The sequence below is a fragment of the Paenirhodobacter populi genome, assembly GCF_004022215.1.
GTDB classification, from domain to species: Bacteria; Pseudomonadota; Alphaproteobacteria; order Rhodobacterales; family Rhodobacteraceae; genus Rhodobacter; species Rhodobacter populi.
Genome location: NZ_SAUZ01000011.1, coordinates 27212 through 40760 on the forward strand (window position 1 = coordinate 27212; position 13549 = coordinate 40760).

General features: G+C 68.9%; 12 protein-coding genes. 8 read left to right on the forward strand and 4 right to left on the reverse strand.

Annotated elements, in window-relative coordinates:
• Window positions 1–44: 44 nt before the first annotated feature.
• A complete protein-coding gene (locus D2T30_RS10240; protein WP_128208797.1) occupies window positions 45–1292 on the reverse strand; it encodes a sarcosine oxidase subunit beta family protein in 1248 nt (415 codons plus the stop codon).
• A 226-nt stretch (window positions 1293–1518) separates the two neighbouring features.
• Between D2T30_RS10240 and ccmI the strand changes: the two genes are divergently transcribed.
• Genes ccmI through D2T30_RS10255 form a run of 3 tightly spaced genes read left to right on the forward strand, consistent with a single transcriptional unit; the run spans window position 1519 to window position 3402 of the window.
• The gene (gene ccmI / locus D2T30_RS10245; RefSeq protein WP_128208798.1) at window positions 1519–2763 is read left to right on the forward strand and encodes a c-type cytochrome biogenesis protein CcmI; all 1245 of its coding nucleotides are present in this window, start codon (window positions 1519–1521) and stop codon (window positions 2761–2763) included.
• A complete protein-coding gene (ruvX, locus tag D2T30_RS10250) occupies window positions 2760–3239 on the forward strand; it encodes a Holliday junction resolvase RuvX (protein WP_128182314.1) in 480 nt (159 codons plus the stop codon). The genes ccmI and ruvX overlap by 4 nt, the downstream gene beginning before the upstream one ends.
• Entirely contained in the window at window positions 3232–3402 is a 171-nt protein-coding gene (locus D2T30_RS10255) for a DUF1289 domain-containing protein (RefSeq protein ID WP_128182316.1), read from the forward strand. Before ruvX ends, D2T30_RS10255 begins: the two co-directional genes overlap by 8 nt.
• Window positions 3403–3420: 18 nt before the next feature.
• Here the strand turns inward: D2T30_RS10255 and tgt are convergent, their stop codons facing one another.
• Genes tgt through D2T30_RS10270 form a run of 3 tightly spaced genes read right to left on the reverse strand, consistent with a single transcriptional unit; the run spans window position 3421 to window position 6516 of the window.
• Window positions 3421–4551, reverse strand: a complete 1131-nt coding sequence (gene tgt / locus D2T30_RS10260) for a tRNA guanosine(34) transglycosylase Tgt (RefSeq protein WP_128208799.1) — start codon at window positions 4549–4551, stop codon at window positions 3421–3423.
• Between the two features lie 55 nt (window positions 4552–4606).
• The gene (locus D2T30_RS10265) at window positions 4607–5059 is read right to left on the reverse strand and encodes a DNA polymerase III subunit chi (RefSeq protein WP_128208800.1); all 453 of its coding nucleotides are present in this window, start codon (window positions 5057–5059) and stop codon (window positions 4607–4609) included.
• Entirely contained in the window at window positions 5059–6516 is a 1458-nt protein-coding gene (locus D2T30_RS10270) for a leucyl aminopeptidase (RefSeq protein ID WP_128208801.1), read from the reverse strand. Before D2T30_RS10270 ends, D2T30_RS10265 begins: the two co-directional genes overlap by 1 nt.
• A gap of 181 nt (window positions 6517–6697) precedes the next feature.
• Between D2T30_RS10270 and lptF the strand changes: the two genes are divergently transcribed.
• From lptF to pdxA, 5 genes are all read left to right on the forward strand, one after another.
• Window positions 6698–7828 carry an LPS export ABC transporter permease LptF gene (gene lptF, locus D2T30_RS10275; RefSeq protein WP_128208802.1) on the forward strand — a complete coding sequence of 377 codons (1131 nt, stop codon included), beginning with the start codon at window positions 6698–6700 and terminating at the stop codon, window positions 7826–7828.
• On the forward strand, window positions 7825–8931 hold the full coding sequence (lptG, locus tag D2T30_RS10280; protein ID WP_128182326.1) for an LPS export ABC transporter permease LptG: 1107 nt from the start codon (window positions 7825–7827) through the stop codon (window positions 8929–8931). The genes lptF and lptG overlap by 4 nt, the downstream gene beginning before the upstream one ends.
• Entirely contained in the window at window positions 8931–11138 is a 2208-nt protein-coding gene (locus D2T30_RS10285; RefSeq protein WP_128208803.1) for an LPS-assembly protein LptD, read from the forward strand. The genes lptG and D2T30_RS10285 overlap by 1 nt, the downstream gene beginning before the upstream one ends.
• Window positions 11139–11270: 132 nt before the next feature.
• Window positions 11271–12542, forward strand: coding sequence for a peptidylprolyl isomerase (locus tag D2T30_RS10290; protein ID WP_164884278.1), 1272 nt, complete (start codon window positions 11271–11273; stop codon window positions 12540–12542).
• A complete protein-coding gene (gene pdxA, locus D2T30_RS10295) occupies window positions 12539–13543 on the forward strand; it encodes a 4-hydroxythreonine-4-phosphate dehydrogenase PdxA (protein WP_128208805.1) in 1005 nt (334 codons plus the stop codon). The genes D2T30_RS10290 and pdxA overlap by 4 nt, the downstream gene beginning before the upstream one ends.
• The last annotated feature ends 6 nt before the right edge of the window (window positions 13544–13549 follow it).

The following is a 13549-nucleotide window of genomic DNA, read 5'->3' on the forward strand; positions in this document are numbered from 1 at the left end:
CCCCCGGACCCCCGCGGGATATTTATGGAAGAATGAAGGGGCCATCAGTGCGCCACCCCGGCGGCGACGGATTCGTCGATGAAGCGGCCTTCGCGGAAGCGGTCGAGCCCGAAGGGCGCGGCGAGCGGGCCGGGCTCGCCCCGCGCCACCAGTTCCGCCATCGCCCAGCCGGAGCCGGGGATCGCCTTGAAGCCGCCCGTGCCCCAGCCGCAGTCCATGAACATGTTGCGCACAGGGGTTTTCGAGATGATCGGCGAATGGTCGCCGGTGATGTCCATGATCCCGCCCCACTGGCGCAGCATCTTGAGCCGCGAGATGATCGGATAGGTCTCGACCAGCGCGCGGGTGGTTTCCTCGAGCGTGTACCACGATCCGCGCTGCGTGTAGTTGTTCGGATGGTCGATGCCGCCGCCCAGAACCAGCTCGCCCTTGTCGGACTGGCTGATGTAGCAATGGACGAGGTTCGCCATCACCACCACGTCGATCACCGGCTTGATCGGTTCCGAGACCCAGGCCTGCAACGGGCAGCTTTCGACCGGCAGCCGGAACCCCGCCATATTCGCCAGAACGCCCGAATGGCCGGCCACGACCACGGCGAGCTTGCCGCAGTCGATCGCCCCCTTGGTGGTGTCGACGCCGCGCACCTCGCCGTTTTCGGTGCGGATGCCGGTGACTTCGCATTGCTGGATGATGTCCATCCCCATCGCGTCGCAGGCGCGCGCATAGCCCCAGTTCACCGCATCGTGCCGCGCCGTGCCGCCGCGTTCCTGATAGAGCGCGCCGAGCACCGGATAGCGCGGCCCGTCGAGGTTGATGATCGGCACGAGTTCCTTGACCCGCTCGCGCGAGATCCATTCCGTCTTGATGTCCTGAAGCGCGTTCGCATAGACCGTGCGCTTGTAGCCGCGCACCTCATGTTCCGACTGTGCCAGCATCAAGAGGCCGCGCGGGCTGAACATGACGTTGTAGTTCAGGTCCCGGCTGAGGCCCTCGTAAAGCTGCAGCGCCTTCTCGAAGATCGCGGCCGAGGCGTCCTGCAGGTAGTTCGAGCGGATGATCGTGGTGTTGCGCCCCGAATTGCCGCCGCCGAGCCAGCCCTTCTCGATGATCGCGACGTTCTTGATGCCGTGGACCTTGCCGAGGTAATAGGCCGTCGCAAGACCATGGCCGCCGGCGCCCACGACGATGACATCGTAGCGCTTCTTCGGTTCGGGCGCGCGCCAGGCGCGTTCCCACCCGGAATGGTAGCGCAGCGCCTCGCGCGCCACGGCAAAGATCGAATACCGTCTCATTACGTCCCTTTCGCGCCGCGAATCCGTCCGGCCGCGACGGGCGGCCTTCTCTCTACTTGGACCCGCCCGGGCGCGGAAAGCCACCTCGAAGCGGCATAAGAGGGAAAAAAGCGACATCTTTCGCCGCGGGTGCGAAAAGCCCGGGCGGGGGCCGCGGGGTTCACGCGGTTGTCTCTTTCGGGCGGCGGGCAAAGCGCCTAAACGGGGCCGGTCGAAAGGAGAGTTCATGCTGTTCTGGATCGTCGCCACGGCGCTTGTCTGCGTCACGGCGCTGCTCTTCGGTCTGGCGATGCTGCGCCGCCGCGCCGGCCGCGGAACCGCGCGGCAGGACCTGCGGGTCTATCGCGACCAGTTGTCGGAGGTGGATCGCGACGTCGCGCGCGGGCTTCTGTCCGGCGACGAGGCCGAGCGGACCCGGATCGAGGTGTCGCGCCGGATGCTGGATGCCGACCGCCGCGCGCAGGCGGATGCGCCGGGCGGGGCCGCGCCCCGAGGCGTCAGCCTTGCGGCCTTCGGCGCGGTGCTGGCGGTGCTGGCGTCCTCGGTCGTGGCCTATCTCGGCCTCGGGGCGCCGGACTATCCCGATCAGCCGCTGGCCGGCCGTCTGGCCGCCGCCGAGGACCTTTACAGCAGCCGCCCCGCGCAGGAGGAGGCCGAGCGCCGCGCGGCCGAGGCCCGCCGCCCCGCGCCCGCCGCCGATCCGGGCTATCTCGAGCTGATGGAAAAGCTGCGCGCCACCGTGGCGGAGCGGCCGGATGACGAAACCGGGCTGGCGCTGCTTGCGCGCAACGAAATGGCGCTTGGCAATTACCATGCCGGCTGGCAGGCACAGCAGCGGCTGATCGCGGCGAAGGGCGCCCGCGCCGATGCGGAGGATTACGCCCGGCTTGGCACCAACATGACCGCCGCCGCGGGCGGGCTGGTCACGCGGGAGGCCGAGGCCGCCTTCGCCACCGCGCTCGCCAAGGACCCGAAGAACGGGCAGGCGCGCTATTACATGGGGCTGATGCTGGCGCAGAACGGGCGCGGCGACCGGGCCTTTGACCTGTGGGACGCCCTGCTGCGCGAAGGGCCCGCCGACGCCCCCTGGCAGATGTCGATCCGGCAGAACATCCGCGCGCTCGCCTGGCTTGCCGGGGAAGAGGATTACCAGCCGCCCTCCGCCCCCGGCCCCTCGCAGGAGGATATGGCGGCGGTGCAGGCGCTGCCCGAGGCGGAGCGGGCGCAGATGATCCGTGGCATGGTCGAGGGGCTGGGCGACCGCCTCGCCCGCGAAGGCGGCACCGTCGAGGACTGGGCGCGGCTGATCGCCGCCCTCAGGGTTCTGGGCGAGACCGACCGCGCCGCGCGCATCGCCGACGAGGCGCATCAGACATTCGCCGCCGATCCGCAGACACTGCACCGGATCGACGCCGCCCTTTCCACCCCCGCCGGGACCGTGACGGCCCCGCAACAGGAAGCGACCCCATGATCCTGACCGATACCGCCGAATTCGCCGCGATCCTGCCCCGGACCGGGGCGCTGGCGGGGCTCGACCTCGGCACGCGGACGATCGGCGTCGCCATTTCCGACCTGCGCCGCTCGGTGGCGACGCCGGTGCTGACGATCCGGCGGGAGAAGTTCACCATCGATGTCGAAAAGCTGCTGGCGCTGACCACCGAACGCGAGGTCGTCGGGCTGGTGCTGGGCCTGCCGATCAACATGGACGGGAGCGAGGGACCCCGCAGCCAGTCGACCCGCGCCTTTGCCCGCAATCTGGAAAAGCTGACCGATCTGCCGATCACCTTCTGGGACGAAAGGCTGTCCACCGTCGCGGCCGAACGCGCCATGCTGGAGGCCGATCTGTCGCGCAAGCGCCGGGCGGAGCTGAAGGATCACGTCGCGGCGGGGATCATCCTGCAAGGCGTGCTGGACCGGCTGGGCTTTCTTGGGCGGGCGGATGGCTGAGCCGATCGACACGCCCTGCATCGGCCTGTGCCGGATCAACCCGCGCAGCGGGCTGTGCATGGGCTGTCTGCGGACGCTCGATGAAATCGCCCGCTGGCGCGACATGGACCCGCAGGAGCGGCGGCGGATCCTGCGCGAGCTGACCTATCGCGATCCGACCTGAACGCGGCGCCGCCCCCCGTCAGAGGGGTTCGATATCCCCCTCGGCGCGTTTCGCGTGGAAAGCGGCGGTGAACTCCGCCAGCCGCCCCGCCGCGATCGCATCGCGCAGCCCCTGCATCAGATCCTGATAATATTGCAGGTTGTGCCATGTCAGCAGCATCGCGGAAATGATCTCCTGCGCCTTGAAGACGTGATGCAGATAGGCGCGGGAATAGTTGCGGCAGGCCGGGCAGGTGCAATCCGCGTCGAGCGGGCGCGGATCGTCCATGTGCCGGGCGTTCTTGATGTTGACCTGACCGCGCCGGGTCCATGCCTGCCCGGTCCGGCCCGAGCGCGAGGGCAACACGCAATCCATCATGTCGATGCCGCGTTCGACCGCGCCGACGATATCATCGGGCTTGCCGACGCCCATCAGGTAGCGCGGGCGATCCTCGGGCAGGAAGCCGGGCGCGTAGTCGAGCACACCGAACATCGCCTCCTGCCCCTCGCCGACGGCGAGGCCGCCGAGCGCATAGCCCTCGAATCCGATGGCTTTCAGCGCCTCGGCCGATTCCGCGCGCAGCTCGCGGTTCACGCCGCCCTGCATGATGCCGAACAGCGCATGCCCCGGCCGGTCGCCAAAAGCGTCGCGCGACCGTTGCGCCCACCGCATCGACAGGCGCATGGATTTCGCCACCACCTCATCCGTCGCGGGCAGCGCCGGGCATTCGTCGAAGGCCATCACGATGTCGGATCCCAGCAGCCGCTGAATCTCCATCGAGCGTTCGGGCGACAGGAAATGTTTCGAGCCGTCGACATGGCTGCGGAAGGTCACGCCGTCCTCGCTCATCTTCCGCAGATCGGCAAGCGACATGACCTGAAACCCGCCCGAGTCGGTCAGGATCGGCTTTTCCCAGTTCATGAAGCGGTGCAGCCCGCCCAGCCGGTCGATCCGTTCCGCCGTCGGGCGCAGCATCAGATGGTAGGTGTTGCCCAGCAGGATATCGGCCCCGGTCGCCGCGACCGATTCCGGCATCATCGCCTTCACCGTCGCCGCCGTGCCCACCGGCATGAAGGCCGGGGTGCGGATCTCGCCGCGCGGGGTGTGGATCACCCCGGTCCGGGCCTTGCCATCGGTCGCGTTCAGGGTGAAGCGGAAACGGTCTGTCATCGGGCTCTCCTTCAGGCAGCCCCGATAGACCGAAAGCGGCGGATTGAAAAGCCGCTCAGCGTTCGGCCTTCATCTCCCACCGGCCGGACTCCTCGCTCCAGTATTGCGCCGGGGTGCCGGCGGCGGTCAGCACCCGCCACTGGTCGCGCGCGCGTTCGACCGCCATCGGGTCGCGGCCGTCGAACAGCAGCCAGACCCGTTCGCGCGGCGCGATTTCATCGGCCGCCACATCGGCGCCGTCGATGGTCATCAGCGCCTCGCGCATCGCCGCGCCGGGGGTGGCGGTCAGCAGCACCGGCTGCAACCCGTCATGTGGCCCGCCGGCAAGGCCGTGGGGCAGGAAATCCTCGTCCCGGCCAAGCCAGAGCCGCTGGTCATACCATTCCATCCGCTCGCGCGTGGGGCCGCGCAGCTCCACCTTCCAGCCGCGTTGAAGCGCGCGCGGCAGAAGCTGGAGCACGACCTCATCCGTCGAGGACCGGGTGATATGGTAGAACAGCGCGGGCATCAGGCCTCGAACCGATCACGGATCAGCCGGTCGAGCGTGCGCACCCCCCAGCCCGTCGGCCCCTTCGGCGCGAGCGTGGTTTCGGCGACCGGCAGCGCCACCCCGGCGATGTCGATATGGCACCACGGCACCTCGTCGCGCACGAATTTCTTCAGGAAGGCGGCGGCGGTGATGGATCCGCCCGCCCGCCCGCCGGTGTTCTTGATATCCGCCAGCCGCGACTTGATCAGGCTGTCGTAGGCGGGCGACAGCGGCAGGGGCCATGCCCCCTCGCTCTCGGCCTTGGCGGCCTTCAGCAGATCGGCGCTGAACGCCTCGTCATTGGTGAAGACCCCGGCGTTCTCGTGCCCCAGAGCCACGATCACCGCCCCGGTCAGCGTCGCCAGATCAACCACCGCCGAGGGTTTGAACCGTTCCTGCGCATACCAGAGCACATCGGCAAGGACGAGCCGCCCCTCCGCATCCGTGTTGATCACCTCGATCGTGTCGCCCTTCATCGAGGTGACGATATCGCCCGGCCGCTGCGCCTTGCCATCAGGCATGTTCTCGACCAGCCCGACCAGCCCCACGACATTCGCCCGCGCCTTGCGCAGCGCCAGCGTGCGCATCACGCCCGCCACGACCGCGGCGCCGCCCATGTCCATGGTCATTTCCTCCATCCCCGCCGCGGGCTTGATGGAAATGCCGCCGGTGTCGAAGCACACGCCCTTGCCGACCAGCGCGAGCGGCGCCCCCTCGCCCCCCTGCCAGCGCATCACCACGACCTTCGAGGGGCTTTCCGACCCCTGCCCGACCGCCAGCAACGCCCGCATGCCGAGCTTTTCCAGATCGGCCTCTTCGAGGATTTCCACGTCGAGTCCGATTTCCTGCATCGCAGCCAGCCGCGCGGCGAAATCGTCGGTGGTCAGGATGTTGGCCGGTTCGTTGGTCAGGTCGCGGGCGAAGAACACGCCCTCGGCCAGCGCGGCATGGGGGGCGGCCTTGCGGGCGACCTCCTCGGGGCGGGTCACCATCACCGCGACCGGGCCGAAGGCGGGCTTCGTCGCGGTGTGATAGTCGAAGCGATAGGCCCGCAGAGCCAGCCCGAAGGCGATCTCGGCCGCGCGCGGATGGCTTTCGGCGACGACCAGCAGGCCCTTGTCGCCCAGCCCCTTGGCCAGCGCCGCCCCGGCCTTGCGCGCGGCCTCCGCCTCCGCCTTGCGGTCGAGCTTCACCAGATCGAGCGCCGCGCAGGCCAGCCCCGCCGGCCAGCCGAGGCTGAGCGATTCGCCCGGCCCCAGCTTTTCCCACGCCTCGGAGCCGATCGCCCGCGCCACCGATCCGCGCGTCAGCCGGTCCAGCCTGCGCCCGACCGGCGACAGCCCCGTCCCCGCCACGATCAGGGCGATCCGCCCTGCGCGTTCCGGCAGCACGCCGGGATCGGTGGCGGTGAAGGTGATGGCGACGGGATGGGTCATGGCGGTCTCCGATCGGGCCGGGCGGGATGCCCGCGCGAAATTTCGCCGAAGCCTAACCATCGGCGGCCGAAATGGGAAGCGCCCGGGGCGGGCACCGGCATCCCGCGCACCGGCAGGGCTTTCGTGTGGCCGCTGCACGGGTTAGAGAGGGCGGAGCCCGACCAACCCGGACATCCGCATCTTGAAGCAACTCGACCGATATCTGTTTTCCCGGCTGATGGCCCTGTTCGGGTTCTTCGCGCTCGTGCTGGTGTCGGTCTACTGGGTGAACCGGGCGGTATCGCTGTTCGACAAGCTGATCGGCGACGGGCAGACGGCCTGGGTGGTGCTGGAATTCACCCTGCTGACGCTGCCCAACGTGATCCGGCTGGTGCTGCCGGTCGCGGCCTTCGCGGCGACGATCTACGCGGTCAACCGGCTGAGCGCGGATTCGGAACTGGTGGTGATGCAGGCGACCGGGGCCTCGCCGTGGCGGCTGGCGCGGCCGGTGGCGGTATTCGGGCTGCTGATCGCGGCGCTGATGGCGGTGCTGGTGCATGTGCTGGTGCCGGTGTCGCGCGCCAAACTGGCGGAACGGCAGGCGGAAGTGTCGGAAAACATCACCGCGCGGGTTCTGGTCGAGGGCAGCTTTCAGCATCCGGCCCCGGGAATCACCATCTACATCCGGGCGATTTCCGATCGCGGCGAATTGCTGGACTTCTTCCTCTCCGATGCGCGCGAGCCGCAGGAACAGACGACCTATGTGGCCGAGCGCGCGGTTCTGGTCCCCTCGGCCAGCGGGCCGAAGCTGGTGATGTTCGACGGCACGGCGCAGACCCTGCGCAATCCCGGCGAGAACTTGGCCCTCACCCGGTTCACCGACCTGACCTATGACATCGGCGCGCTGATGGGCGCGCGGGCGGAAGGCCATATCGACTGGGACGAACTGCCAAGTCAGGACCTGCTGTTCCCCTCGGACGAGATCCTGACCGCCACCGGCGGCACCAAGCCCGAGGCCTTCCGCATCCTCAACGAGCGGGTGGCGCAGCCGCTGATCGCGCCGGTCGCGGTGCTGCTGGGCTTTGCCGCGCTGATGCTGGGCAGCTTTTCGCGTTTCGGCATGTGGCGGCAGATCACGCTGGCGGTCATCGGGCTGATCGTGCTGCAGATGCTGGCCAATACCGTCGACAGCGCGATGCAGCGCAACAATGCCCTTTGGCCGCTGGCCTATCTGCCGGCGCTGATCGGGACATCCGTGGCGGGGCTGGTGCTGTGGTGGGCCGCGCGCCCGCGCCGGGTCCGCCCGCACCCTGTCCGGAGATCCGCGGCATGACCCTTTCCCTCTATATCACCCGCCGCTTCCTGTCGGCCTTTGCCATCGTCCTGCTGTCGTTCTGGGGGGTGCTGTTCCTGATCGACATGGTGGAAAAGATCCGCTCCTTCGCCAGCGCGGGGATCACGCTGGGTCAGGCGGCGATGCTGTCGGCGCTGTCGGTGCCGCAGTCGCTGTATGACATCCTGCCGCTGGTGATGGTGCTGTCGGCGGTGGTGCTGTTCCTCGGCCTTGCGCGGTCGTCCGAACTGGTGGTGATCCGCGCGGCCGGGATGTCGGCGCTGCGGCTGGTGCTGACGCCGGTCAGCGTCGCCTTGCTGATCGGCGTGCTCGCGGTGGCGATCGGCAATCCGATCGTCTCGGCAACCGCGAAACGCTATGATACGGTCGCGGGAAAGTTCCGCGCGGGGGGCGCCGAAAGCGCCTCGATCAGCTCGGACGGAATCTGGATGCGGCAGGGCATGGGCGACGGCAGCGGGCAACAGGCGGTGATCCACGGCGCGCGCGCCAATCCGAACGCGACGCGGCTGTATGACGTCACCTTCCTGATCGTCGCGCCCGGTCAGGGCGCCGTGCGCCGGATCGAGGCCGAGGAAGCCAACCTCACCCCCGGCGCGTGGCACCTGAGCAACGTCAAGGACTGGCCGTTGGGCAGCTCGACCAACCCCGAGCGCGACGCGACCCGAGCGGACAGCCTGACGCTGTCCTCCTCGCTGACGGCGGAACGGATCCGCGACAGCTTCGGCTCCCCCTCGGCGGTGCCGATCTGGCAATTGCCGGGCTTCATCCGCGGGATCGAGGCGGCGGGCTTTTCCGCCCGGCGCCACATGGTCTGGTTCCAGATGGAGCTGGCGCTGCCCATCGTGCTGGCGGCGATGGTGCTGATCGCGGCGGGGTTCAACATGGCCCATATCCGCTTTGGCAAAAGCGGGATGATGGTGCTCATCACCCTTGGCGCGGGGCTTTCGGTGTTCTTTCTGAGGAACATCGCGCAGGTCCTTGGCGACAATGGGGAAATTCCGGTGGGGCTGGCCGCCTGGGCGCCCCCCGCGATCGCGCTGATGCTCGCGCTCGCGCTGGTTCTGGCACGGGAGGACGGCTGATGGCGCGTCGCAACAACCGCCTTGCGACCGGGCTGATGGCCCTTGCGCTGATGGCCGGGACCGATCCCGCCCGCGCGCAGGATCCCGCCCCGGCCGCCGGCTATACCGCCGATCAGGCGGCCGAGGCGGCGACGCTGCTGGCCGACCGGATCACCGTCACCGGCGACAAGACCCTTGTGGCCGAGGGCGCGGTCGAGGTGTTCTGGCAGCAGAACCGGCTGACGGCCAGCCGCGTCACCTACGACCAGTCCACCGACCGCATGCTGATCGAGGGACCGATCCGTCTGGTGCAGCCCGGGCAGAGCGGCGCCGTCACGCTGGCCTCGCAGGCCGATCTGTCGCGCGACATGCAGAACGGTGTGCTGATCGGCGCGCGGATGGTGCTGGCGCGCGAATTGCAGATCGCCGCCAACCGGGTCGAGCGCAAGGACGGCGAGGTCACCACGCTCTATGACGCGGTGGGATCGTCGTGCCAGGTCTGCGCCTCGGACCCGACGCCGCTTTGGGAAATCCGCGCCCGCACGATCACCCATGACGCGCCGGCGCGGGTGCTGCGCTTCGACAATGCGCAATTCCGGCTGATGGGCGTGCCGCTGTTGTGGACGCCGGTGCTGAGCATGCCGGACCCGACCGTGGACCGGATGGACGGCATCCTGCGGCCGCGCTTCACCAACTCCTCCCGCATGGGCTTCGGGGTGGAGCTGCCCTATTTCCTCACGCTCGGCCCCTCGGCCGACCTGACGCTGAAACCCTTCGTCGCGACGGATTGGAGCAGCACGCTCGGCATGCGCTACCGGCAGGCGCTCGACAACGGCTATGTGCTGGTCAACGGTGCCCTGTCGCGCGACAGCCTGCGCGAGAACGAGACGCGCGGCTACCTGTTCGCCAACGGCTGGTTCGGCATTCCGGGCGGCTATCAACTGGGCGTGCAGTTGCAGGTGGTGACGGATCCCGCCTATCTGGTCGATTACGACATTTCCGACATCGACCGGCTGTGGTCGGGCGTGACGCTCGACCGGGTGACCCGCAACGAGATGATCTGGATGCGGGCGGGCAACACCCATTCGATCCGCGAAGGCGAAAGCAACAGCACCCAGCCGATGCTGGCGGGCGACTACAGCTGGACCCGGCTGTTCCGGCCTCGCTATCTGGGCGGGCTCGCCTCGGTCGAATGGAATGTCCATACGCTGAACCGGGCCAGCACGCTCGATTACGACACGGCCGAGGATTACGACGACGTGCCCGACGGGCGCGACATGCTGCGCACCTCGCTGGAACTGAACTGGCAGCGCAACTGGCTGCTGCCGGCGGGCATTCTGGCCACCAGTCAGGCGCGGCTGGCGACGGATGTGTTTTCCGTGCGCAACGATCAGGTCTACGAGGGCGACACGATCCGCGCGCAGCCCACCCTCGGCATGGAGGTGCGCTGGCCGTGGGTCGCCACCTCGGGCAGTGCCTCGCATGTGATCGAGCCGGTGGCGCAGATCCTGTGGAGCCCGGACAACCTGAAGGCCGCCCCGAACGAGGACAGCGTGCTGGTCGAATTCGACGAGGGCAACCTGTTCAGCCTGTCGCGCTATCCGGGCGGTGACACGCGCGAACGCGGCCTGCGCGCCAATCTGGGGATGAGCTGGACCCGCATGGACGCCGCGGGCTGGTCCTTTGGCATGACGGCGGGGCGCGTCTTCCGGGCCGAGGATCTGGATCAGTTCAGCACCGGCTCTGGCCTGTCGGGGCGGACCTCGGACTGGCTTTTGGGCGGCACGCTGACGACGACCACGGGGCTGACGATCTCCAACAGGGCGCTGTTCGACGATGAGCTGGACATTTCGCGCGACGAGCTGCGCTTTGCCTATCTGGGGCCGAAATACCAGCTGACGACGGGTTATATCTGGATGAAGCCGAACGAGCTTGAAGGACGGCCGCAGGCCACCGACGAACTGGTGATGATGGGCGGGGTCAACATGAACCCGGAATGGCGTGGCACGTTCAACACCCGCTACGATTTCACCGCGGAGCGGATGGCCCGGGCGGGGCTTGGGCTGCGTTACGCCAATGAGTGCATCGCGATGGATCTTTCCCTCTCGCGTCGGTTTACGTCCTCCTCTAGTGTGAAGCCGGAAACCAGCTTCGGCTTTCAGGTGCAGCTGGCGGGCTTCGGCGCCGACAGCCAGACCGGAACGGCCGCCCGCGCCTGCCGCGGCTGAGCCGGAGGCAAGGGGGCGGGCATCGGAAGAGGCCGCGGGAACAGGCGGCGGGAAACAGGCATCGGAAGCGCGGCCTCGAACCGCGAAACAGACGAGCGGGCAGACATGACGGACGGACGAGAGATGACGAAAATGGTGCGATTGACCCCGCGTTGCAGGCCGCTGAGCGCCGCCGTTCTGGCGCTTGGTCTGGCGGCCGGTCTGGGCTGGACGCCGGGCAGCGGCCCCGCCGCGCCCGCGCTGGCGCAGGGCGGCGGTCTGTTCGCGCCGGTCATCACGGTGAACGGGCTTGGCATCTCGCGCTATGAGATCGAACAGCGGATGCGCTTTCTGCAACTGCTGCGGCAAAGCGGCGATCTGCGCAAGGCCGCCGAGGATGCGCTGATCGAGGACCGGCTGCGGACATGGCGCGCCAAGCTCGACGGCATGACCGCCTCGCCCGAGCTGGTCGACGAGGGGATGACCGAATTCGCCGGCCGGGCCAACCTGACCAAGGAACAGTTCATCGCCGAACTGTCGCGGGCCGGGGTGTCGGAACAGACCTTCCGCGATTTCGTCTCGGCCGGCGTCGTCTGGCGCGATGTGGTCCGGGCGCGCTACGCCGGGCGGGTGCAGATCACCGAGGCCGATATCGACCGCGCCATGCTGGTCGAGGCCGATCGCGGCGCCGGCACCCGGGTGCTGCTGTCGGAAATCATCATCCCCGCGCCGCCCGAATATGCGGCCGAGGCGCGCGAACTGGCCGGTCAGGTCTCGGCCATTCGCGGGGAGGCGGAATTCGCCAATGCCGCGCAGCAGGTTTCGGCCTCGGCCACCCGCGAGCAGGGCGGGCGGCTGCAATGGATGCCGTTGCAGAACCTGCCGCCGGCGCTGCGCCCGACGATCATGGCGCTGAAACCCGGCGAGGCCAGCGCCCCCATCGAGCTGAACGGCGCCATCGCGGTCTTCATGCTGCGGGGGATGGACGAAGGCGGCCCGGCCAGCACCGGGGCGCAGACGCTTGGCTATGCGCTGCTGACGCTGGGTGTTCCGGGCTCGCCCGAAGCGGCGGAGCTTGCCGGCCGCGTCGCGCGTAGCGCCAAGGGCTGCGACGATCTTTACACCGTGGCGAAAAGCCTGCCGCCGTCCTGGCTGACGCGGGTGGAACCCGCCGCGCAGGGGGCCATCCCGCAAGACGTCGGTCTGGCGCTGGCGCATCTGGACATCGGCGAGACGACGCGGCTGCAACGCGGCGGCAACGAGGTGCTGGTGATGCTGTGTTCGCGCGAAAAGGTCCGGCCCGAGGGCGAGGCCGCGCCCTCGCGCGACGCGGTGCGGACGCAACTGCTGAACCAGCGGATGAACAGCTATGCGGACAGCCTGCTTGCCGATCTGGTGGCCAATGCGGTGATCGTGCGGCCATGACGACGCGCCCCGATCCGACCCGCCTGCCCGTGATCCTGACCTGCGGCGATCCTTCTGGCATCGGCCCGGAAATCGCCGTCAAGGCGTGGGAAACGCTGGGGGCCAGCCTGCCCTTCGTCTGGCTCGGCGATCCGGCGCATCTGCCGCGCGGCACGAAGCTGCGCGAGGTCGAGCGGCCCTCGGACGCGATCCTGCATGCGGGCGCGGCGCTGCCCGTGCTGCCGCATCCCTTCCCCGCCGCCGCCGAGCCGGGCCGTCCGGCGCCGGAAAACGCCGCCGCGGTGATCGAGGTCATCGCCCGCGCCGTTTCGCTGGTGCAGGCGGGCGAGGCGATCGCCATGACCACCGCGCCGATCCACAAGAAGGCGCTGAAGGACGGGGCGGGCTTCGCCTTTCCGGGGCATACCGAATTCCTCGCGCATCTGGCGGGCGGGGCGCGCGTGGCGATGATGCTCGCGGCCGAGGGGATCGCCCCGCCGCTGCGCGTGGTTCCGGCGACGATCCATATCGCGCTGAAGGACGTGCCCCGCGCCTATACGCCCGAGGTCCTGCGCGAGGTGGTCGAGATCACCGCGAACGGGCTGCGCCGCGATTTCGCCATCGAAAATCCGCGCATCGCCGTGGCCGGGCTGAACCCCCATGCGGGCGAAGGCGGCGCGATGGGGCGTGAGGAGATCGACTGGATCGGCGAAACGCTGGCCGGGCTGCGGGCCGAGGGCTTCGCCGTCGCAGGCCCCCTGCCCGCCGACACGATGTTCCATGCGGCGGCGCGCGCGCAATATGACGCGGCGATCTGCGCCTATCACGATCAGGCGCTGATCCCGATCAAGACGCTGGATTTCGACGGGGGCGTGAATGTGACGCTTGGCCTGCCCTTCGTGCGGACCTCGCCCGATCACGGCACGGCCTATGACATCGCGGGAACCGGGCGCGCCAATCCGGCGAGCCTGATCGCCGCTTTGCGGATGGCCGCGCGGATGGGGGCGGCGCGGCACGTCTGAGCGCCG